21 protein-coding genes are annotated in these 22011 nt (G+C 64.0%); 4 read left to right on the forward strand and 17 right to left on the reverse strand.

What is annotated here, in order from left to right; genetic code table 11:
- Nucleotides 1–151 precede the first annotated feature (151 nt).
- From CK219_RS04205 to CK219_RS04215, 3 genes are read right to left on the reverse strand one after another with little or no spacing between them, the layout of a single operon-like run.
- Nucleotides 152–868 carry a Bax inhibitor-1/YccA family protein gene (locus CK219_RS04205; protein WP_095765448.1) on the reverse strand — a complete coding sequence of 239 codons (717 nt, stop codon included), beginning with the start codon at nucleotides 866–868 and terminating at the stop codon, nucleotides 152–154.
- Nucleotides 869–904: 36 nt separating this feature from the next.
- Nucleotides 905–1678: an anti-sigma factor gene (locus tag CK219_RS04210; RefSeq protein WP_095765449.1), complete on the reverse strand. Its 774-nt coding sequence runs from the start codon at nucleotides 1676–1678 to the stop codon at nucleotides 905–907.
- Nucleotides 1675–2196, reverse strand: coding sequence for a sigma-70 family RNA polymerase sigma factor (locus CK219_RS04215; protein ID WP_245340380.1), 522 nt, complete (start codon nucleotides 2194–2196; stop codon nucleotides 1675–1677). The genes CK219_RS04210 and CK219_RS04215 overlap by 4 nt, the downstream gene beginning before the upstream one ends.
- Nucleotides 2197–2341: 145 nt before the next feature.
- Between CK219_RS04215 and CK219_RS04220 the strand changes: the two genes are divergently transcribed.
- Together CK219_RS04220 and mazG are read left to right on the forward strand one after the other, a co-directional pair.
- The gene (locus tag CK219_RS04220) at nucleotides 2342–3526 is read left to right on the forward strand and encodes an amino acid aminotransferase (protein ID WP_095765451.1); all 1185 of its coding nucleotides are present in this window, start codon (nucleotides 2342–2344) and stop codon (nucleotides 3524–3526) included.
- 70 nt (nucleotides 3527–3596) lie between these two features.
- The gene (gene mazG / locus CK219_RS04225; RefSeq protein ID WP_095765452.1) at nucleotides 3597–4421 is read left to right on the forward strand and encodes a nucleoside triphosphate pyrophosphohydrolase; all 825 of its coding nucleotides are present in this window, start codon (nucleotides 3597–3599) and stop codon (nucleotides 4419–4421) included.
- Nucleotides 4422–4429: 8 nt separating this feature from the next.
- Here mazG and hflX read toward each other — a convergent pair whose 3' ends face one another.
- The 8 genes from hflX to dusB form a co-directional block, all read right to left on the reverse strand.
- On the reverse strand, nucleotides 4430–5818 hold the full coding sequence (gene hflX / locus CK219_RS04230) for a GTPase HflX (RefSeq protein WP_095765453.1): 1389 nt from the start codon (nucleotides 5816–5818) through the stop codon (nucleotides 4430–4432).
- Nucleotides 5819–6064, reverse strand: coding sequence for an RNA chaperone Hfq (gene hfq, locus CK219_RS04235; protein ID WP_006202172.1), 246 nt, complete (start codon nucleotides 6062–6064; stop codon nucleotides 5819–5821).
- A 143-nt stretch (nucleotides 6065–6207) separates the two neighbouring features.
- Nucleotides 6208–7071: a D-amino-acid transaminase gene (locus tag CK219_RS04240; protein ID WP_095765454.1), complete on the reverse strand. Its 864-nt coding sequence runs from the start codon at nucleotides 7069–7071 to the stop codon at nucleotides 6208–6210.
- A gap of 81 nt (nucleotides 7072–7152) precedes the next feature.
- Nucleotides 7153–8514 carry a sigma-54 dependent transcriptional regulator gene (locus CK219_RS04245; RefSeq protein ID WP_095765455.1) on the reverse strand — a complete coding sequence of 454 codons (1362 nt, stop codon included), beginning with the start codon at nucleotides 8512–8514 and terminating at the stop codon, nucleotides 7153–7155.
- Nucleotides 8504–10795, reverse strand: coding sequence for a PAS domain-containing sensor histidine kinase (locus CK219_RS04250; RefSeq protein WP_095765456.1), 2292 nt, complete (start codon nucleotides 10793–10795; stop codon nucleotides 8504–8506). The genes CK219_RS04245 and CK219_RS04250 overlap by 11 nt, the downstream gene beginning before the upstream one ends.
- A gap of 121 nt (nucleotides 10796–10916) precedes the next feature.
- Nucleotides 10917–12377, reverse strand: a complete 1461-nt coding sequence (ntrC, locus tag CK219_RS04255; RefSeq protein WP_095765457.1) for a nitrogen regulation protein NR(I) — start codon at nucleotides 12375–12377, stop codon at nucleotides 10917–10919.
- On the reverse strand, nucleotides 12374–13516 hold the full coding sequence (locus CK219_RS04260) for a nitrogen regulation protein NR(II) (protein WP_095765458.1): 1143 nt from the start codon (nucleotides 13514–13516) through the stop codon (nucleotides 12374–12376). The genes ntrC and CK219_RS04260 overlap by 4 nt, the downstream gene beginning before the upstream one ends.
- Complete coding sequence (dusB, locus tag CK219_RS04265) at nucleotides 13513–14541, reverse strand: tRNA dihydrouridine synthase DusB (protein ID WP_095765459.1); 1029 nt, start codon at nucleotides 14539–14541, stop codon at nucleotides 13513–13515. Before dusB ends, CK219_RS04260 begins: the two co-directional genes overlap by 4 nt.
- A 140-nt stretch (nucleotides 14542–14681) precedes the next feature.
- Here dusB and CK219_RS04270 point away from each other — a divergent pair, with 140 nt between their 5' ends.
- Together CK219_RS04270 and CK219_RS04275 are read left to right on the forward strand one after the other, a co-directional pair.
- On the forward strand, nucleotides 14682–15911 hold the full coding sequence (locus CK219_RS04270; protein ID WP_095765460.1) for a bifunctional 2-C-methyl-D-erythritol 4-phosphate cytidylyltransferase/2-C-methyl-D-erythritol 2,4-cyclodiphosphate synthase: 1230 nt from the start codon (nucleotides 14682–14684) through the stop codon (nucleotides 15909–15911).
- Nucleotides 15908–16396 carry a CinA family protein gene (locus CK219_RS04275; protein WP_095765461.1) on the forward strand — a complete coding sequence of 163 codons (489 nt, stop codon included), beginning with the start codon at nucleotides 15908–15910 and terminating at the stop codon, nucleotides 16394–16396. Before CK219_RS04270 ends, CK219_RS04275 begins: the two co-directional genes overlap by 4 nt.
- Here CK219_RS04275 and CK219_RS04280 read toward each other — a convergent pair.
- The 6 genes from CK219_RS04280 to CK219_RS04305 all read right to left on the reverse strand — a co-directional run bounded on the left by CK219_RS04280 (nucleotide 16393) and on the right by CK219_RS04305 (nucleotide 21996).
- The gene (locus CK219_RS04280; RefSeq protein WP_095765462.1) at nucleotides 16393–16848 is read right to left on the reverse strand and encodes a type II toxin-antitoxin system RatA family toxin; all 456 of its coding nucleotides are present in this window, start codon (nucleotides 16846–16848) and stop codon (nucleotides 16393–16395) included. The two genes, CK219_RS04275 and CK219_RS04280, sit on opposite strands and share 4 nt — an antisense overlap.
- A gap of 6 nt (nucleotides 16849–16854) precedes the next feature.
- Complete coding sequence (lipA, locus tag CK219_RS04285) at nucleotides 16855–17820, reverse strand: lipoyl synthase (RefSeq protein WP_095765463.1); 966 nt, start codon at nucleotides 17818–17820, stop codon at nucleotides 16855–16857.
- A gap of 128 nt (nucleotides 17821–17948) precedes the next feature.
- Nucleotides 17949–18206: a GlsB/YeaQ/YmgE family stress response membrane protein gene (locus CK219_RS04290; protein ID WP_095765464.1), complete on the reverse strand. Its 258-nt coding sequence runs from the start codon at nucleotides 18204–18206 to the stop codon at nucleotides 17949–17951.
- Between the two features lie 156 nt (nucleotides 18207–18362).
- Nucleotides 18363–19829: a dihydrolipoyl dehydrogenase gene (gene lpdA, locus CK219_RS04295; protein WP_095765465.1), complete on the reverse strand. Its 1467-nt coding sequence runs from the start codon at nucleotides 19827–19829 to the stop codon at nucleotides 18363–18365.
- Nucleotides 19830–19856: 27 nt separating this feature from the next.
- On the reverse strand, nucleotides 19857–20495 hold the full coding sequence (locus CK219_RS04300; protein WP_095765466.1) for an SGNH/GDSL hydrolase family protein: 639 nt from the start codon (nucleotides 20493–20495) through the stop codon (nucleotides 19857–19859).
- A 133-nt stretch (nucleotides 20496–20628) separates the two neighbouring features.
- Complete coding sequence (locus tag CK219_RS04305; RefSeq protein WP_095765467.1) at nucleotides 20629–21996, reverse strand: pyruvate dehydrogenase complex dihydrolipoamide acetyltransferase; 1368 nt, start codon at nucleotides 21994–21996, stop codon at nucleotides 20629–20631.
- Between the last annotated feature and the right edge of the window lie 15 nt (nucleotides 21997–22011).

Below are 22011 nucleotides of genomic sequence, written 5' to 3' on the forward strand. Positions count from 1 at the left end.
GGCAGGCTAGCAAAAGGCCGCGCGTGAACTCAAGCGCGGCAGGCAGATCGCCCCTTGGTCGTCAACGCTTGGTGCGCAGTCGACAAAAAAGTGGCCGGAGGTTTCCCTCCGGCCGTGGCGAGGTCAGCAGTGTTGCCTGCTGCGGTCCGGCCTATTCGCGCTCGCCGGTGAAATTCAGCAGCAGCTGGAAGATGTTGATGAAGTTCAGATAGAGCGAGAAGGCGCCGAAGACGGCAAGCTTCTGCTGCGATTCCGCATCGAAGTTCTCGGCATATTGCTCCTTGATCGTCTGCGTGTCCCAGGCGGTCAGGCCGATGAAGACGGCGATGCCGATCACCGAGATGGCGAACTGCAGCGCGGTCGAGCCGAGGAACAGGTTGACCAGGCTGGCGATGACCACGCCGATCAGGCCCATGATCAGGAAGGACGAGAACTGCGTCAGGTCGCGCCTGGTCGTGTAGCCGTAGAGGCTGGTGGCGCCGAACATCGTGGCGGCGATGAAGAAGGTGCGCGCGATGCTGGTCGAGGTGAAGACCAGGAATACCGAGGCGAGCGACAGGCCCATGACGGCGCAGAAGGCCCAGAACATCGCCTGCGCGCTCGCGGCCGACATGGTCTGCATCCTGAACGAGAACAGCATGACGAAGGCGAGCGGCGCCAGCATCACCACCCATTTCAGCGGGCTGGAGAAGATCGGTACATAAAGCGCCGGCGTCGAGGCCACGAAGAAGGCGACGAGGCCGGTAACAACGAGACCGAGGCCCATATAATTGTAGACGCGCAGCATGTGCTTGCGCAGGCCCTCGTCATAGACGGCTCCGGCCTGGACGCCGGTGCCCATTCGGTATCCCAGATTGGGGCTGTTCATTCGGTTGCTCCTTGGTTATCGGTAGAGGGTTTGTTTTCAATAGAGAGTTCTGGCGAGTTTCTCGGCGGCACGGTCGAGGCTGCCGGCGTCGCCGCGTCCGACCACCGCATAGGCGACCTCGCCGATCTGGAAATACGCGGTTGAGATGTCGTCGGAGGGCGCGATCGTCGGCTTCACCACATCGAACCTGCCCGGCCTGATGGCGAACAACGAGACAAGACCGAGGTCCTTGGTGTCGACCGCTACCTCGACGCTCGGCCCGAATTGCGAGGGATAGACCTGGACGTCGCGAATCTTCCAGTCGTCAGGCAGCGACGGCATGACGATCGCGGTGGCGGCGCGAATCTCGTCGGGATCGTAGCCCGGAGCCTCTTGCTGCGACGGCATCGTCTCGCGCACCAAGGTCGTCCTGTGCGCCCGGACCGCATCCTCGACATAGGCCGGCGGCTGCGTCGAGGCGACCACCTTGGTCACGGCGATCGGCCCGAAGGCGCCGTTGGCAAGCCAGCCTGCCGCGACCAGGACGGCCGCGGCCGCCGCACGCTGCAGCACGGCAAGCATGCGTCCCCTGGCAAGGCCTCTTTCCAGCCGGCGCGCCGCTTCTGTCGTGGCCGGACGCGCCCTGCCGACAGGGCCGGCAAGCGCGACGCGCAGTTCGTCGCGCGTCCTCAGATCGGACATCACGCGCGCGGCCACTTCCGGGCGCGCGGCGAGGTGCGCCTCGACCTCGATGCGGCGGGCGACATCCAGCTGATCGTCGACATAGGCGTCGAGATCGGCATCGGTCACGGGGTCGACAATAGCGGTCATTGATCGTCTCCCACGATCCTGAGATGAGGCCTGGCCTTCGGCGCCGCGCCCTCTTCCATCTCGCGCAGCGCGGCACGCGCGCGGCCGATGCGCGACATCAGCGTTCCGAGCGGCACGCCGACGGCTTCGGCGGCCTGCTGATAGGAAAGCCCTTCGATGGCGACGAGGTGCAGCGCGGAGCGCTGTTCCTCCGGCAGCGAAAGAAACGCTTCCCGGACCTGCGACAGGCGAACCGAATGGTCCTGCGACGCCGGCACGCTCTGGTCGGCGACAAGGCCGGCCTGTTCGATGCGCGCCGCCTCGGAGCGGCGCGAGCGCATGCGGTCGATGAAGACGTTGTGCACGATCGCCAGCAGCCAGGCGCGCAGATTGCCGCTTGACCGAAAGGTCGCGCGCCGCTCATAGGCGCGCACCAGCGCGTCATGGACGAGATCCTCGGCCTCAGTGCTGTCGCGCGTCAGCGAGCGCGCATAGCGCCGCAGCGAACCCAACTGCCCGACGATATCGAAGCGTGCCATCGACCGTTTCATGCCCTGTTTACGGAGCATGTAGGGGTTTTAATCCCCTGCCCGACATTTCTTTTCGTGTCGCCGCCACAGCGGAAACCGCTGGCGCGACAGGATCGATTTGCGTATCACTCCGCCGCCATTGGAGTCCTTTTCGATGTTCGAGACCCTGCAGCCCGCGCCCGCCGACAAGATCCTTGCCTTGATCGGCCTTTATCGCAACGACCCACGGCCCGGCAAAGTCGACCTCGGCGTCGGCGTCTACAAGGATATCGACGGCAAGACGCCGGTGATGCGCGCGGTGCGCGAGGCCGAGAAGCGGCTGCTGGCGAGCCAGGACACCAAAACCTATCTCGGCCTTGCCGGCGACACCGGCTTCAACGCCGCCATGATCAAGCTCGCCTTTGGCGAGAAGGCCGACCATTCGCGCATCCGCGCGGCACAGGCGCCGGGCGGATCGGGCGCGCTCAGGCTGGTGGCCGAGCTCGTGCAGCGCACGCGCCCCGGCGCGACGGTTTGGCTGTCCGATCCGACCTGGCCGAACCATCTGCCGGTGATGCGCGCCGCTGGTCTGCAGGTTCGCGACTATCCCTATTTCGATGCCAGATCGGGCGCTGTCCGCTTCGACGAGATGCTAGCGGCGCTGAAAGTTGCCAACAGCGGCGATGTCGTGCTCCTGCATGGCTGCTGTCACAACCCGACCGGCGCCAACCTCGATATCGCGCAGTGGGCCAAGGTCGCCGATGTGCTTTTGGAGCGCGGCTTGCTGCCTTTCGTCGACATCGCCTATCAGGGCTTTGGCGAAGGCCTCGATGCCGACGCCGCCGGTCTGCGGCTGCTGGCCGGCAAGGTGCCGGAAATGGTCGTCGCCTCGAGCTGCTCGAAGAATTTCGCCGTCTATCGCGACCGCGTGGGCGCGGCGATGATCATGGCCAAGGACGGCGCGCAGGCAGATGTGGCGATGAGCCAGATGCTGGCGGCGGCGCGCGCGCTGTATTCGATGCCGCCGGATCACGGCGCGGCGGCGGTGCGGATGGTGCTCGAAGACGCCGGCCTGAAAAAGGACTGGGAGACGGAGCTCGAGGAGATGCGGCTGCGCATGCTTCGGCTGCGTGTCGCGTTCGCCGAAGCGTTGCGCCGGCAATCCAATTCCGACCGCTTCGATTTCGTCGCCAGCCATCGCGGCATGTTTTCGAGGCTTGGGTTGACTGAGGCGCAGGTCGAACGCCTGCGTGCCGAGCACGCCGTCTATATGGTTGGCGACAGCCGCATCAATGTGGCCGGCCTGCCGGAGGACGGCATGGACGATCTCGCCAAGGCGATCGTCTCAGTGCTTGACTGAGGCTGTGGACAACTCGTTTCGGTGTCCGGCCAGGATTGGTCGGACGCAGGCCGCGGGATAGGCTCAATTCATGAAGCCCTCCAAGGACATTTCACGCCTGATCGAGATCATGGCGGCGCTGCGGGCGCCGAAGACCGGCTGCCCTTGGGATATCGAGCAGAATTTCGCTACCATCGCGCCCTACACGATCGAAGAAGCCTATGAAGTGGCCGACGCGATCGCGCGCGGCGATCTCGACGATCTGCGCGAGGAACTGGGCGATCTGCTGCTTCAGGTCGTCTATCACGCGCAGATGGCTGAGGAGATCGGCGAGTTCGCTTTCGGCGATGTCGTCGAGGCCATCACCACCAAGATGATCCGCCGCCATCCGCACGTCTTCGGCGACGAGAAGGCGCGCAGCGCCGGCATGGCCAAGGGCATGTGGGAGAAGATCAAGACGGTTGAAAAAACCGAGAAGCGCGATGCCCGCATCGCCCGTGGTCTCGACCCGGAGGATCACGGCAAGGGCTATCTCGACAGCGTGCCGGTAGCGCTCCCTGCCCTGACGCGTGCCCTGAAACTGCAGGAAAAGGCGGCACGCGTCGGCTTCGACTGGAGCGAGGCAGCTCCCATCCTCGACAAGATAGAGGAAGAGATCGCCGAATTGCGCGAGGCGCTCGCCACCGGTGACGCCGCACCTATCAAGGACGAGTTCGGCGACATGCTGTTTGCTATCGTCAATCTCGGCCGCCACCTCAAGCTCGATTCCGAAGCCGCGCTCAGCGGCACCAACGAAAAGTTCCGTTCGCGATTCCACTATGTCGAGCGGGCTCTGGAGGCCTCGGGCAAGTCGCTGGAGAAGGCAACGCTCGACGAGATGGAGGCGCTCTGGCAGCAGGCCAAAAGCACCAAATAAACAGCCGGTTAGCTGCCGCTCTTGCGATGCAGGCGGTTCTCTATCTCTTGCCTGGCGCTGTGCGTGGCTGTCAGCGAGAGCGTGACGCTGCCGTCTTCATTGTCGGTGCGCGAAACGACGTCGCCGTTGCGGTAGAGCCAGTCGACCTGGCCAAGCTGGGCGGGGCTCAACGTCACCGTCATCTTTTCCAGCTCGCCCGACACGCGCGTCTCGATGAGCGCTTTCAGCGCGTCGATTCCTTCGCCGGTGACGGCCGATATCGCGATCGGCGGCGCCTTGCCGCTGGCGCTCTCGGCAAGCAGTCGCTCGCGATTGCCTTCGTCGAGCAGGTCGACCTTGTTCCAGACCTCGATCACGCGGTTCGCATCGGCAGCGTCGACGCCGAGATCGCCGAGGATGCGTTCGACGTCCTCGGCCTGGGCGGCGGTGTCCGGATCGGAGATGTCGCGCAGATGCAGCACCAGATCCGCCTCGACGACTTCCTCCAGCGTTGCCCGGAAGGCCGCCACCAGATGCGTCGGCAGGTCGGAAATAAAGCCCACCGTGTCCGACAGGATAACCGGCGTGCCGTGCGGTAGCCGCACGCGCCGCAGCGTCGGATCGAGCGTTGCGAAGAGCATGTCCTCGGCCAGCACCCCTGCCCCGGTAAGCCGGTTGAACAGCGTCGACTTGCCGGCATTGGTGTAGCCGACGATCGCTACGACCGGGAACGGCACCTTCTTGCGCTTGGCGCGGTGCAGGTCGCGCGTGCGCCGAACCGTCTCCAGCTCGTGCTTCAGCTTGGTGATCTTGTCCTGCAGGATGCGCCTATCGGATTCGATCTGGGTTTCGCCCGGACCGCCGAGGAAGCCGGCGCCGCCGCGCTGCCGCTCGAGGTGGGTCCAGCTCCGCACCAGACGACCCTTCTGATAGTTGAGATGCGCAAGCTCGACCTGCAGCGTGCCTTCCTTGGTGCGCGCCCGCTCGCCGAATATCTCGAGAATGAGCCCGGTGCGGTCGAGCACCTTGGCGTTCAGTTCCTTTTCGAGATTGCGCTGCTGCACCGGCGTCAGCGGATGGTCGACGATGACCAGCTCCGCCTTGCGCTCCTTCACGATATCTGCGAACTCGGCCACCTTGCCGCTGCCGAGCAGGGTGGCCGGCCGCGGATCGGCAACCGTCACCACCGCGGTGTGAACCGGGTTGAGATCGATGGCGCTGGCAAGCCCGACCGCTTCGTCGTGGCGTGCATCCGGCGAACGGCTCAGGCGCGGACGGCTCGACTCGTCGTCGCCGCGGGGCTGCCGGGTAAGCACCGGCACAATGACAACTGCGCGGGTCGGATCCTTGGATTCCGGCCCGAGTTGATGTCCTTGTTTTCCGCGAACGCTGCGGTCCGCGTCCTTATCACGTGCCAATCAGGCGCCCTGGCTTTCCTCGCCATCGAACATCTGAACCGGCTGGCTCGGCATGATCGTGGAAATAGCGTGCTTGTAGACGAGCTGGGAGTGCCCGTCGCGCCGCAACAACACACAAAAATTGTCGAACGACGTGACGACCCCGGTCAGCTTCACGCCGTTGATGAGGAAGATGGTAAGTGGATTTTTGCTCTTGCGAACTGAATTCAGGAACAGGTCCTGAAGGTTTTGCGATCGTTCCGCCATTTTTCTTGTCTTTCGCCGATCCCCTTCGGTTTACGGGCCAATGCGCCAAATTACGAGGCACCTGTCAAGCGCGCAAACCCCCTCTTGCCGACACAATGGCAAGCAGAATGAGATAGTTGAGGTTACTTCCAGTTGTGCGGTTATCAGGCTGGACTTTTTTCCGCAACGTGAAAAAAGGCCTGCCGCAACGAAAGTGTCATCGAACCGGGATGGCCATTTGCGACCGGCGCCCCGTCGATTTCGACCACCGGCATGGCGATTGTGGTCGCCGAACTGATGAATGCTTCCCTTGCCGCCTTGGCTTCGGCGACCGAAAACCCGCGTTCCTCGATCTTGAGGCCAAGCTTGGCGGCGACATCGAAAAGCGTCGTACGAGTGATGCCGCGCAGGATGCCATGCTCGGCCGGCCGGGTCACAAGGACGCCGTCCCGGGTGACGATCCAGGCGTTGGACGAGCCGCCTTCCTTGACGTTGCCGTCGGTGTCGACGAACCACGCTTCCTGGGCGCCGGCTTCCTTGGCCTTCTGCTTGGCGAGCACATTGGGCAAGAGGCCGGTGCTCTTGATGTCGACGCGGTCCCAGCGATTCTCCGGGACGGTGATGACCTTGATGCCGGTCTCCACCCGCTTCGCGCTCGCGGCCGGATCGGCTTTCCTGGCGGTTATGACCAGGGAAGGCCTTGTGCCCGCGGGCGGAAACACGAACTCGCGGCTGGCGACGCCGCGGGTCACCTGCACATAGACAAGGCCGTCGACCACGCCGTTGCGATTGACCACTTCGCGCAACAGCATCGGCAGGACGCTTTCCGAGACCGGCCAGGCGATGGACAGTTCCTTCAGCGAGCGCTTGAGCCTGGCAAGATGGCGCGGCATGTCGACGATATGGCCGCGCGCCACCTCGCAGACCTCATAGACCCCGTCCGCGAACTGGTAGCCGCGATCCTCGATGTGGACGCTGGCTTGAGCATGGACGACATAGCGCCCGTTGACATAGGCAATGCGCGGCATGGGCATCCTCAGGAAAATGTCCGGCTTTCTTAGGCGATTCCGCCCCTGCCGTAATGAACAATCGCGTGGGCCAAGGGCTCGCTACACACCCAGCGACTTCAGCTTGCGGTGAAGTGCCGATCGTTCCATGCCGATGAACTCGGCGGTCTTCGAGATATTGCCGCCGAAGCGGTTGATCTGGGCGATCAGGTAGTCCTTCTCGAATTGCTCGCGGGCCTCGCGCAGCGGCAGCGCCATGATGTGCTGGTCCGACTGGTTGGGCGTACGCGGCATGACGTCGCCGATCTCGGACGGCAGAAGGTCGGCGGTGATCGGCGCATCGGCGTCTTCGCCACGCGCCAGGATCATCAGCCGCTCGACATTGTTACGCAATTGGCGAACGTTGCCCGGCCAGTTGTGCGCCTGCAGCACGGCCAGCGCATCGTCGCCGATGCGGCGCGGCCTTATGCCGGCCTGGCGCGCGATCTGCTTCATGAAGTTGTCGACGAGGTAGGGAATGTCCTCGCGCCGCTCAGCGAGCCCCGGCACTATGACCGGAACCACCGCCAGGCGATGGTAAAGATCCTCGCGGAAGCGGCCGTCGGCGATCATTGCTTCGAGGTTCTGCGAGGTCGAGGAAATGATGCGGACATCGACCTTGACGCGCTTGGTGCCGCCTACCCGCTCGAATTGCTGCTCGACCAGCACGCGCAGGATCTTGTTTTGCGTTTCGCGCGGCATATCGGCGACTTCGTCGATGTAGAGGATGCCGCGATGCGCCTCCTCCAGCGCGCCGACCTTGCGCTCGGTGCCGTTCGATTCGGTACCGAACAGCTCGATCTCCATGCGCTCGGGCGTGATGGTGGCCGCGCTCAGCGTGACGAAGGGACCGGACTTGCGCGACGACAGCGTGTGGATGGCCCGCGCCGTCAGTTCCTTGCCTGAGCCGGAGGGGCCGATGATCATGACGCGGCTGTTGGTCGGCGCGACGCGCTCGATGGTCTGCCGCAGCTGGCTCATCGCCGACGACATGCCGATCAGGTCGAAAGTCTCGCCGCTGCGCTGCTTGAGGTCGGAGACCTCGCGCCGCAGCTTGGACGTTTCCAGGGCGCGCTCGGCGATCAGGATGAGGCGATCGGCCTTGAACGGCTTCTCGATGAAATCATACGCGCCGCGCCGGATGGCCGACACCGCCGTTTCGATGTTGCCGTGGCCGGAGATCATGACCACCGGCATGTTCGGATGCATGGTCTTGATCTCGTCGAGCAGCGCCAGGCCATCGAGGCGCGAGCCCTGCAGCCAGATATCGAGGAAAATCAGCCGCGGCGCGCGATCGGCAATCGCCGCAAGCGCGCTGTCGGCATCATGGGCCGTGCGGGTTTCGTGACCCTCGTCGCTCAATATACCGGCGACAAGTTCGCGGATGTCTTCCTCGTCATCGACGATGAGAATGTCAGACGCCATTACCGACCTTTTCAGTTTCTCGTTCGTGTTCGCTTCGACCTTCACCGCGTGGCGGCGCGGCTACGATCGTGGCCGGGGGCAGGATGATCGAGATCATCGCGCCCCGGCCGCCATGAAAATCCGCTGGCGCGTCGTGCAATTCGAGACGGCCGCCATGGTCCTCCACGATCTTTTTGACGATAGCGAGGCCAAGCCCGGTGCCCTTCTCGCGCGTCGTCATATAGGGCTCGAGAAGCCTTTGACGATTCTCGCGCGGCAGCCCCTTGCCGTTATCGATAACGTCGATTCGTATGGCGCCATCTTGCCGTCCAGCCTGAATCCGGATTGTGCCGCCCGAACGGTCCTGCGCATCAAGTCCGTCGATCGCCTCGGCCGCGTTCTTGATGACGTTGCCGAAGGCCTGAGCCATCAGGCGGCTGTCGAAAGTGCCTTTCAACGGCTCACTGCCGAAATCGCGCTGGAAGGCAATGTCCGAGCGGCTGACCTCGACCAGGAAAGACGCCTCGCGCAACGACTCACGAAGGTCGATCGCCTTCATCTCCGGCTTCGGCATGCGGGCGAAGGCCGAGAATTCGTCGACCATGCGGCCGATGTCCTCGACCTGGCGGATGATGGTGTCGGTGCACTGGTCGAACACCTCGCGATCCTCGGTGATGACCTTGCCGTAGCGGCGCCTGATGCGCTCGGCCGAAAGCTGGATCGGCGTCAGCGGGTTCTTGATCTCATGCGCGATGCGCCGCGCCACATCGGCCCAGGCCGACGAACGCTGCGCCTGGACGAGATCGGTGATGTCGTCGACCGTCACCACATAGGATTTCTCTTCTTCGCCGTCGTCGCCGGATTCGACCGTTACCTGGACATTGAAGGTGCGCTCCAGACCGGTGCGGAAGAAGGTCACCTGCTCGCGATAGACCGGCTTGCCGGACTGCCGCCCGATCTCGAACACGCGACCGACAAGCGGCAGGACTGTCGAAAGGTTCTGGCCGAGCGCCGCATTCGCCGAAATCGTCAGCATGGTCTCGGCCGAGCGATTGACGATGGTGATGATGCCGTAGGGGTCGACGCCGATGACGCCGGCAGTGACGCCGGCAAGCACCGCCTCGGAGAAACGCCGGCGCTCGTCGATCAGATCCTTGGCCGAGAGCAGCTCGTTGCGTTGCGATTTGAGCTCCAGGATCATGTTGTTGAAGGTCTCGCCGAGCGAGGCGACGTCGCCATCGGACTGGCGCACTGGAACGGCAACGTCGAGATTGCCGGTCGCCACCTCGTCGGCGGCGCCGATCAGCTGGCGGATCGGCCGCACGATCCGGTCTGCGACCGCGATGCCAGTCCAGATCGCCGAAAGTGTGATGATCAGCGTGAGCGACAGATAAGGCAACGCGAAGGCGACCTGCGAGGTCCGGCGGTTGTCTTCCAGGTTGCGGTATTCGTCGGTGTTGCCCCTGACGATCTGGCGCGCCTTGATCACGTCGGGATCAACCAGCCGGATCGTGTAGAGGTAAAGCCCTTCGATCTCGCGCAGCTTGATAATGGCGCCCATGATGTTGCGGGTGCGCGGTTCTATCAGCACCGGCTTGCCCTCGGCCGCGGTGTCGACAGCGCCCGAGGGCGGCTCGGGCATGGGGAAGTCGGCGTCGGTCTTGGCGTTCATGACGAACGAGCCGTCCGGCTTGATAAGGGCCGCATGCGCCAGGCCGCGCCCGACGGCCTCCTTGTTCAACAGATCGAGGAAACCGCCCTTGTCGAGACCGTAAAGCGTGCGCGAGGCATCGAGATCGTATGCCATCGACAATGTCGTGCCCTGCAGGTTACGCGCGTTCTCCTGCACATAGGCGTCGGCGATCGACAGCGACGAGTTGACGATCGTCTTGGTGCGGATTTCGAACCAGCGGTCGAGGCCGATGTCGAGCGTGATCGAGGCGATGATCGCCACCATGATGGCCGGAATGGCGGCAACCAGTGCGAACATGGCGACGATGCGCACATGCAGCCGCGAGGCAGCCCTGCCGTGGCGCCGTGCCAGAACGATGCGACGCACCTCGCGGGCGATCAAGGCGATGAGGAACAGCACAAAGACGGCATTGGCCGCGATCAGGGCCCAGGTCGCGTCAGCGGTCGGCGCGATCGGCGTTGCGCCGACCAGGATCGCAAACGATATGGCCGCCGTGATCACCGCGCCGGCAATGGCGACCACGCCGGGCAACGCCAGCAACCGTCGCCCGTCACGCGTGCCGGTCTGGTTGAAAAGCGGTTGGGTCAGGGTCGGAGCCTCAGCTGCCATGTCGCGGTACAGAGTCGGTCATCGCGTCGGATGTATGCAACGCATTGTGGCGATTATGCAACAAGTGTGGCCGGGAAGATAATCTTTCCCAGACAAAATTCACCGGCGGGACGAGGTGACGTTACGGCTGCCTGGCTGATTTGTAGACGTTGACGCCGAGCTCGCGGATCTTCTTGCGCAGCGTGTTGCGGTTGAGCCCCAAAAGCTCCGCCGCCTTGATCTGGTTGCCGCGCGTCGCCGTCATCGAAGCCAGCACCAGCGGATACTCGACCTCGGCAAGAATGCGCTGGTAGAGCCCGGCCGGCGGCAATTCGCCGGCGAAGGAGGCGAAGTAGCGCTGCAGGAAATGCTCGACAGCCTGGCCGATCGACAGATCGTCGGGGATGAGCGCGCCGCCGTCCGGCACGACCGGCCTTTCGCCGGTTTTCAGCTCCGATTCTATGATTTCCGATGAAATCTCGTCCTGCGAGTAGAGGGCGGCCAGCCGGCGCACCAGGTTTTCAAGCTCGCGCACATTGCCCGGCCAGGGATAGCGTTTCATAAGCTCGATGCCGCCGGAGGATATGCGCTTGGTCTGCAGGCCCTCGCTGGCGCCCTGCTTGAAGAAATGCCGCACCAGGTCGGGAATGTCCTCGGAACGCTCGCGCAGCGCCGGCAGCCTGAGCGGCACGACGTTGAGACGATAGAACAGGTCCTCGCGGAACAGGCCCTGGTTGATGAGCGTGCGCAGGTCCTTGTTTGTGGCCGCGACGATACGGACGTCGGTCTTGATCGGCGTGCGGCCGCCGACAGTGGTGTATTCGCCCTGCTGCAGCACGCGCAGCAGCCGGGTCTGCGCTTCCATCGGCATGTCGCCGATCTCGTCGAGGAACAGCGTGCCGCCCTCGGCCTGTTCGAACCGGCCGCTGGAGCGGTTCTGTGCCCCGGTGAAGGCGCCCTTCTCGTGGCCGAACAATTCCGATTCGATCAGGTCGCGCGGGATCGCCGCCATGTTGATGGCCACGAACGGGCCGCCGCGACGGCGGCCATATTCGTGCAGCGCGCGCGCCACCAGCTCCTTGCCGGTGCCGGACTCGCCGCTGATCATGACCGTGAGGTCGGTCTGCATCATGCGCGCCAGCATGCGGTAGATGTCCTGCATGGCGGCGGATCGGCCGACCAGCGGCATCGTCTCCGGCTGGTCTTCCGCGCGGCCATCGAGCTTCGGCCGCTTCGGCTCGGCCAGCGCCCGGCTGACGATGTTGAGCAGCTCCGTCAGGTCGAACGGCTTCGGCAGATATTCGTAGGCGCCGGTCTCGGAGGCGCGGATGGCGGTCATGAACGTGTTCTGGGCGCTCATGACGATGACCGGCAGCTCGGGCCGCGCCTTCTTGATGCGCGGCAGCATGTCGAAGGCGTTTTCGTCGGGCATCACCACGTCGGTGATGACGAGATCGCCCTCGCCCGCCGCAACCCAACGCCACAGCGTCGAGGCATTGGAGGTCACGCGCACCTCGTGGCCGACGCGTGACAGTGCCTGGTTGAGCACGGTGCGGATGGCCGCATCGTCATCGGCGACGAGAATATTGCCGCGAGCGGTCATGTGCGGTCTCCTTCAGCTTCATCGCCGGCGCTTGGTGCGGCCTCCTTCCAGGCTGGAAGCAGGATGCGAAACGTCGTCCCGCGCGGCGTCGAATCGCATTCGATGATGCCGCCATGCTCGCCGACGATCTTGGCGACCAGCGCAAGGCCAAGTCCGGAGCCGTTCGGCTTGGTGGTGATGAACGGATCGAACAGGATCGGCAGGATGTCCTCGGAAACGCCTGGACCGTTGTCATGCACGCAGAATTCCAGCGGCAACGACACCCGGTCCTGCGTTCCGGGTACCGAGACGCGGATGCCTGGGCGGAAGGCCGTCGACAGCGCGATCTCGCCTTGCGGGTCGGCGCCGATCGCCTCGGCGGCGTTCTTGACCAGGTTGAGGAAGACCTGGACCAGTTGATCGCGGTTGGCGAAGACCGGAGGCAATGATGGATCATATTCCTCCAAGATCTTGATCCGTCTTGCAAAACCGTTCTTGGCAATCGCCTTCACATGGTCGAGCACGACATGGATGTTGACCGGATAGCGTTCGATCGGCCGCTCATCGGAGAACACTTCCATGCGGTCGACCAGTGAGACGATGCGGTCGGTCTCGTCGGTGATCAGGCGGGTCAGCGCGCGATCTTCATCGGAGGCGGAAAGCTCGAGCAACTGGGCGGCGCCGCGGATGCCGGAGAGCGGGTTCTTGATTTCATGCGCCAGCATCGCGGCAAGACCGGTGACGGAGCGCGCTGCGCCGCGATGCGTCATCTGGCGGTCGATCTTGTCGGCCATCGACCGTTCCTGGAACATGACGACGACCGAGCCCGGAAATTCCGGCACCGGCGCGACATAGAGATCGACCATCTTTTCGATGCCGAGGCGCGGCGACGAGACGTCGACGCGGTATTCGTTGACCGGCGCGCGGCGTTCGCGCACCTGGTCGACCAGCGTCAGCAACGGACTCCCGAAGGGCACCAGCTTGGACAGCGTGTTGCGGGCGAGCATATTCGCGCTGGAGCGGAAGAAGTCCTCGGCATCGGCGTTGGCGAATGTGATGAAGCCGTCCGGATCGACCATGATCACCGGGCGGCGGATGGTGTTGAGCACGATGTTGGCGGCATCCGCCATATCGGCCTGGTGTGGCACGTCCGCCTTCATGCCGCGCTCCTCAGGCTGGCCGGGTGCGCGCCATCGGCGAAGACGCGGCCCAGTTCGGCAACGACTTCACCCGGCTTGAAGGACGTGAGAATGGCTTTGCGCTGCTCGGCTGAGACATCGGAAGCGTGACGGTCGAGATACCAGCCGAGATGCTTGCGCGCCTGACGCAGGCCGCTTTCGGCGCCGTAGAGCGAGAGCATGTCCTCGTAATGCGACACGACATAGTCGGCGAGCGCCTGCGGCATGTGCGGAATGCCGGGCGCAGATACACCACCGGCAATTGAGGCGATGCTTCCTGCAATCCACGGCGCGCCGTAATGCGCGCGACCGATCATCACCGCGTCGGCGCCGGACTGTTCGAGGATTGTCGCCGCCTCTTCCGGCGAGCCGACATCGCCATTGGCCACGACCGGGATCGAGACGGCTTGCTTGACGCGGGCGATGGCGCGCCAGTCGGCCTTGCCCTGATAGAACTGGCAGCGCGTGCGGCCATGCACGGTCACCATGCTGACGCCGGCCTGTTCGGCGCGGCGCGCCAGCATCGGCGCGTTGAGCGCGCTTTCGTCCCAGCCGAGCCGCATTTTGACGGTCACCGGCACCGAAACGGCGCCGACCACCGCCTCGATTAGCGACAGCGCATGGTCGAGGTCGCGCATCAGCGCCGAGCCGGCATAGCCGCCGGTCACCTTCTTCGCCGGGCAGCCCATATTGATGTCGATGATATCGGCGCCCTCGCCCGTCGCGATTCGCGCGCCCTCAGCCATGTGCGCGGCCTCGCGGCCGGCAAGCTGCACCATATGCACCGGCAGACCGGAATGACGGATGCGAAGGTCGCAGCCTGCCCTGCCCTTGGCCAGTTCGCCGCTCGCCACCATTTCCGAAACGACCAATCCCGCGCCATGCGCGTGCGCGCGCTGCCGGAACGGCTCGTCGGTGATGCCCGACATCGGCGCCAGGAAAACCCGATTACGGATTTTCACGCCGCCGACATCAAGAGGCGATGCCAATTTGGTCAGTTCAGCCATGCACAAAAACCAAGCATGTTCGATCGTTGCACATTCTCTAGCCAGAAGTGTGGCATTGTGCAACGCGCAATGACGTCACATTAAGGCGCATTTTGGAAAAAGCTGGCCTTCGGCCATCACCCCGACTAGGACCGATCGGAATGAGCGAGGCAAGTGAAAAGCAAGCGACAGGCCTGAACGGCGGGATCGGAGTGGTGATCGTTGCCGCCGGCCGTGGCGCGCGCGCCGGACAGGCGGACGGTCCGAAGCAATATCAGCGCATCGGCGGCCGTGCCGTTATCGCGCATACGCTGGATATCTTCCTCTCCCATCCGATGATCGGTCCCGTGGTCGTGGCCATCCATGCCGACGATGCCGAACTCTTCGAACGCGCGGCCGAAGCGCATGGCGACCGTCTTGTCGCCGTGATCGGCGGCCCTTCGCGCCAGGCGTCCGTCCGGCTCGGCCTCCTGGCGCTGAGGGACCAGGCACCGGCAAAAGTGCTGGTGCATGACGCCGTGCGACCCTTCGTCGACGCCGGGCTGATCGACCGCACCATCGAAGCCATCGGCGAGCGCCAGGGCGCGTTGCCGGCGCTGCCTGTCGCCGACACGCTGAAGCGGGAATCGGCCGCCGGCATGATCGACGAGACGGTGTCGAGAGCCGGCCTTCATGCCGCGCAGACGCCGCAGGGCTTTCCGTTCTGGCCGCTGCTCGCCGCGCATGAGAAGGCGCATCATCTGGGCAAGACGGAGTTCACCGACGACGCGGCGATCGCCGAATGGGCACAGATACCGGTCAAGATCGTTCCCGGATCGCCGGACAATGTCAAACTCACCTGGGCAAGGGACATCGCATTGGCCGACCAGCGGCTTTCGAGCGCGCAGCAGCGCTTCCCGGATATTCGCACCGGCAACGGCTATGACGTGCACGCGTTCGAGCCCGGCGACCATGTAACGCTCTGCGGCGTCTCCATTCCCTATGATCGCAAACTCTCCGGGCATTCGGACGCCGATGTCGGGCTGCATGCGCTGACCGATGCGTTGCTCGCCACCTGCGGCGCCGGCGATATCGGCACGCATTTCCCACCGTCCGATCCGCAATGGAAGGGTGCTGCCTCGAAGATATTCGTCGAGCACGCGGCGAAGCTGGTGCGCGAGCGCGGCGGCCGTATCGCCAATGCCGACATCACACTGATCTGCGAGGCGCCGCGCGTCGGGCCGCATCGCGCGGCGATGACGCAAGCGCTCGCAGCCATGCTCGGCATCGCGCCCGAGCGCATTTCGATCAAGGCGACAACCAACGAGAAGCTCGGCTTCGTCGGGCGCGGCGAAGGTATCGCCGCGATCGCCACCGCCAGTGTCGTCTATCCGGGCGAGGTGCCGGCATGAGCAACGCCGAACTCGCAAATGCGCTGCTCCAGGCCTGCCAGCAGCGCGGTGTTATGCTGGCGACGGCCGAAAGCTGCACCGGCGGCCTGATCATCGCGGCGCTCACCGATATCGCCGGGTCTTCCGCCGTGGTCGATCGCGGCTTCGTCACTTATTCCAACGAAGCAAAGATGGAGATGCTCGGCATCTCCGCCGCCACGCTCGACGCGTATGGTGCGGTCTCGCGCGAGACGGTGCTGGAAATGGCGGCGGGGGCGCTGACGCATTCGCAGGCAAGCCTGGCGCTCGCCGTCACCGGCATTGCCGGCCCCAGCGGCGGCTCGGCCGACAAGCCGGTCGGCCTTGTCTGGTTCGGGATAGCGCTTGCCGGACAACCGGTAATCGCTGAGCGGCAGCTGTTCGGTCACAAGGGCCGCGAATTCATCCGGCACGAGACGGTGAGGCACGCGCTGCAACTCGGCTTGCGCGCGCTGGGCGAACGTTAGGCGGGCTTTACACCGTAAATCACGTTTGCCCGTTTCTCGAAGGCTTCCGAGAACATGCGGAAGGCGCGGTCGAACATCGTGCCCATCACGGCGCCGAGGATGCGGCTCTTGAACTCGTAGTCGATGAAGAAATGCACCTCGCAGCCGCTGGTCGCGGGATCGAAGCGCCAGATATTGCTGAGATATTTAAACGGGCCGTCTATGTATTTGACGTCGATCGCTTTCTCGTCGGGCTTCAGCAGCACCTGGGTCGTGAAGGTCTCGCGGATCGCCTTGTAGCCGATGCTCATGTCGGCAACCAGGATAGTGCGGCCGTCACGCTCCTTGCGCGAGCGCACGGTGAGCGATTCACAGAGCGGCAGGAATTGCGGGTAAGCCTCGATATCCGCCACCAGCGCGAACATCTCGTCGGGTGAATGCGCGACGCGGCGTGTCGCCTCGAATTTCGGCATTGAAGGTCAGCTGGCCTTCGCGAGCTGCGCCTCGCGCGCAGCGCGCAGCCTGGCGAAATCCTCGCCGGCATGGTGCGAGGAGCGCGTCAGCGGGCTCGACGCCATCAACAGGAAACCCTTGGTCTTGCCGATGGTCTCGTAGGACTTGAACTCGTCCGGCGGGATGAAGCGGATCACCGGATGGTGCTTCTTCGAAGGTTGCAGATACTGGCCGATGGTCATGAAGTCGACATTGGCAGAGCGCAGATCGTCCATCAACTGCAGCACTTCGTTCCGCTCCTCGCCGAGGCCGACCATGATGCCGGATTTGGTGAAGATCGAGGGGTCGAGTTCCTTGACCCGCTGCAAAAGCCGGATCGAATGGAAATAACGCGCGCCGGGGCGAACCGTCAGATAATTCGACGGCACGGTTTCGAGATTGTGGTTGAAGACGTCGGGCTTGGCGGCAACGACGATCTCCAGCGCGCCGTCCTTGCGCAGGAAGTCGGGTGTCAGGATCTCGATCGTCGTCGAAGGCGTTGCCTTGCGGATAGCGCGGATGACGTCGGCGAAGTGCTGCGCGCCGCCGTCGGCAAGATCGTCGCGGTCGACGGAGGTGATGACGACATGGCTCAATCCCATCTGCTTGACGGCATGCGCCACGCGCGCCGGCTCATCCGGATCGAGCGCGGTCGGGATGCCGGTCGCGACATTGCAGAAGGCGCAGGCACGCGTGCAGATCTCGCCCATGATCATGAAGGTGGCGTGCTTCTTGTCCCAGCATTCGCCGATATTCGGGCAGCCGGCTTCCTCGCACACCGTTACCAGCTTGTGCGACTTCACGATCTCGCGCGTTTCGGCATAGCCCTTCGAAACCGGCGCTTTGACGCGGATCCAGTCGGGCTTGCGCAGCACCTCCTGGTCGGGCCTGTGCGCCTTCTCGGGATGCCGCGGGCGCGGCCGGTTGGCGATCGTGTCTACGACTGTGACCATCTCAAACCCTTCGCGGCCGCGATTTCGCCAGCCGCCTGCCTTGCGTCATCTAGGACTTTTCGGGACAAAGAAAAAGGCCGCGGCAGCGCGTGCCGCCACGGCCATTTTCGCATAACGGTGGCTTTGGGTCAGCGACGCACGAGCCGTCCGACGAAGATCAGCAGGCAGGCACCGATGAAGCCGGTGATCAGATAGGCGACCCAGCCGACGCCGAATGACTGGATGTTGAGGGCCTGCAGGATCGCGTTCAGCACTATGGCACCGACAATCCCCATGATGATGTTCATGAAGATACCAGTGTTGCTCTTCATGACCATCTCGGCCAGCCAACCCGCCAGGCCGCCGACAATGATGGCTGCGATCCAGCCGACGCCATTCATATGCATGTGCTAATTCCTCCTCGATCAGGTGAAAATGCATCCGGATACGAACCGCCTTGCCGTCAGCTTTCTCCGGCTGCCGCGTGTGAGTCTCGCCCGACAACGTTAGCACGGATTGGCCGTCGATCACCGGTTGGTGACTTATCACCGATTGGTTGCTCATCAGGCGTTCAAAGCGCGGCCATAGGCGTCGAGCACGCTCTCCTTCATCATCTCCGACAGTGTCGGATGCGGGAAGATCGTGTGCATCAGCTCTTCCTCGGTGGTCTCCAGGTTCATCGCCACGACAAAACCCTGGATGAGCTCAGTCACCTCGGCGCCGACCATGTGCGCGCCGAGCAGCTGGCCGGTCTTCTTGTCGAAGATGGTCTTGACGAAGCCCTGGTCCTCGCCGAGCGCGATGGCCTTGCCGTTGGCGCTGAAAGGGAAGCGGCCGACGCGGATATCCTTGCCTTCCGCCTTGGCCTTCGCTTCGGTCAGGCCGACGGACGCGACCTGCGGGCTGCAATAGGTGCAGCCGGGGATCTTCAGCTTGTCGATGGGGTGCACGCCCGGGAAATTGGCTATCTTCTCGACGCAGACAACGCCCTCATGCTCGGCCTTGTGGGCGAGCATAGGCGGGCCGGCGACGTCGCCGATGGCGTAGATGCCGGGCACATTGGTCTTGCCGTAGCCGTCGACGACCACGCAGCCGCGATCCGTCTTCACGCCAAGCGCTTCAAGGCCGAGATTCTCGATGTTGCCCTGCACGCCGACGGCCGAGATCATGCGGTCGGCGGTGATCTTCTCGACCTTGCCGTCCTTCATCTCGACATGCGCGGTGACCGAATTGGCGCCCTTTTCAACCTTGGTCACCTTGGCCTCGAGGAGGATCTTCATGCCCTGCTTCTCGAACTGTTTTTGCGCGAATTTCGAGACCTCGGCGTCCTCGACCGGCATTACCGCCGGCAGCAGCTCGACCACCGTCACATCGGCGCCCATGGTGCGGTAGAACGAGGCGAATTCGATGCCGATGGCACCCGAACCCATCACCAACAGCGATTTCGGCATTTCCTTCGGCACCATGGCCTCGAAATAGGTCCAGATCAGCTTGCCGTCCGGCTCGATGCCGGGCAGCGCGCGCGGCCTGGCGCCCGTCGCCAGGATGATGTGCTTGGCCGTGTAGGTGCCCTCGCCCTTGACGCCTTTCGGCACCGGCGGCTGCGGCTCCATCGCCTTCTTCGCGGTCTTTGAGACGACGACCTCGCCCGGTTTGTCACCGGCTGGGGCTTTGGAAAGCTTGGCCTCGCCCCAGATGACATCGACCTTGTTCTTCTTCATCAGGAAGCCGACACCGGTGTTCAGCCTGAGCGAGACTTTTCGCGAGCGGTCGACCACGGCAGCGGTGTCGGGCATAATTTTACCGCCTTCAAGCTTAAGCCCGTAATCCTTCAGATGATCCGAATAATGCATGATCTCGGCCGAGCGCAGCAGCGCCTTGGTCGGAATGCAGCCCCAATTCAGGCAGATGCCGCCAAGATGCTCGCGCTCGACGATTGCCGTCTTGAAGCCGAGCTGGGCGGAACGCACCGCCGTGACATAGCCGCCGGGGCCTGAGCCGATGATGATGACGTCGTAGGATTCAGCCACGGGTTTTCTCCCTGATCTTTCTGAGGGTTAGAGCGAGAGCATGACGCGCACGAGCGGCGCCAGAGCCTTGCCGATGTTTCGCATGTTCTCGGCATCGAGATGGACGCCGTCGAGCGGCGTGGTGGTTGCGACCGTGCCGGCGTCGAAGAAGCCGCAGCCGGCCTCGTCGGCCAGCAAGGAATACTGCGGCGCAAGACGCTTGGAAGCGTCGTCGCCGCCGGCGAACATTTCCTTGAACTCGGCATTGTCGGTGCGTGTCACGACAGGCGGCGCGACAATGAGGATCTGCGGCGCTGGCCAATCGAACGGATAGTCATGGCCGCGCACGATATCGATCAGCCGCTGCACGCCTTGCTTGGCTGCGACCGGATTGCCGTGAATCCAAGGCTTCATGTCGTTGGCGCCGAGCATGATGATAACGAGATCGAGCGGCGCATGGCTGGTCAGGATCGTCGGCAGAATGCGGGCGCCGTTGCGATCGGCGCCGGCCAGATGGTCGTCGAAGGCCGTGGTGCGGCCGTTGAGGCCTTCGGCGATGACTTCGACATCGTTGCCGAGTTCAGCCCCAAGCACGCTCGGCCAGCGGTCCTCGAGCGCATGGCGGCCGAGATTGGCGGCGTCATAGCCCCAGGTCAGCGAGTCGCCATAACAGAGAATTGTCTTCATGCGATTGCCCCACCCTTGCCGAAAGCTGGCTGCGAGCGCCTGCCGCGCCGGCATGCGAAGAGCTCGCCGTCGGGATTAAAAATAATCAGGGTGAAAAGGCTGGTGAAGAATTTCCGCACCGCCTTTTCCCTTCTTACACCAGCATGCCCATCGGGTTTTCGATCAAGCGCTTGAAGGCGCCGAGCAGCTCGGCGCCGAGCGCGCCGTCGACGGCGCGGTGATCGGTCGACAAGGTCACCGACATCACGGTGGCTATTCTGATCTCGCCCTTCTTGACCACCGCCCGTTCCTCCCCGGCGCCGACCGCCAGAATCGTCGCATGCGGCGGGTTGATGACGGCGGCAAAGTCCTTGACGCCGAACATGCCGAGATTGGACACCGCCGTCGTGCCGCCCTGATATTCTTCCGGCTTCAGCTTGCGGCTCCTGGCGCGGCTGGCCAGGTCCTTCATCTCGTTGGAGATGACCGACAGCGTCTTTTCGTCTGCATGCCGGATGATCGGCGTGATCAGGCCGCCGGGGATCGAGACGGCAACGCCGACATCGGCGTGCTTGTGCTTGACCATGGCGTTGTCGGTCCAGGAGGCATTGGCGTCCGGCACCGCCATCAGCGCCATCGCCATGGCCTTGATCACCATGTCGTTGACCGAGAGCTTATAGGCTGGCGCCTCGCCCTTCTCGGTCTTCCGCATCGGGGCTGCGGCATTGAGCTGCGTGCGCAGCGCAAGCAGCGCATCGAGCTCGCAATCGAGCGTCAAATAGAAATGCGGGATGGTGGACTTCGCCTCGACCAGGCGGCGCGCGATGGTCTTGCGCATGTTGTCGTGCGGCACGAGCTCGTAGGAGCCTTCGGCGAACAGCTTCAGCACCTGGTCGTCCGACATCGGTTTCGGCGCGGGCGCCGGAGCGGATGGGGCGCCGGCGGGCGCCTTCGCAGCCGGAGCGCCACCGGAAGCGATCGCCGCCTCGACATCGACCTTCACCACGCGGCCATGCGGACCGGAGCCAGTCAGCGCCGTTACGTCGACGCCGGCATCCTTGGCGATGCGGCGGGCCAGCGGCGATGCGAAGACGCGATCGCCGGGGGCGTGGCCGTTGGCGACGGGAGCAGGCTCGGCCTTCGCCGGCGCGGGCGTCGCGGCGGCTGCTGCCGGCTTGGGCGCTTCCTTGGGCGGCTCGGCCTTCGGGGCATCCGCTTTCGGCGCTTCGGCCTTGGGCGCGGCGCCGCCGCCGCTCTTGACAGCGGCCGCGGCATCCTCGCCTTCACCGGCCAGGATGGCGATCAGCGCGTTGACCTTGACGCCTTCGGTGCCGGCCGGAACCACCAGCTTGGCGATTGTGCCTTCATCGACGGCTTCGACCTCCATCGTCGCCTTGTCGGTCTCGATCTCGGCGATCACATCGCCCGGCGAAACCTTATCGCCTTCCTTGACCAGCCATTTTGACAGATTGCCCTCTTCCATGGTCGGAGAGAGCGCCGGCATGGTGATGTTGATTGGCATGATGTCCTCCCGACC

The sequence above is a fragment of the Mesorhizobium sp. WSM4313 genome (assembly GCF_002294725.1).
In the GTDB taxonomy this organism is placed as follows: domain Bacteria; phylum Pseudomonadota; class Alphaproteobacteria; order Rhizobiales; family Rhizobiaceae; genus Mesorhizobium.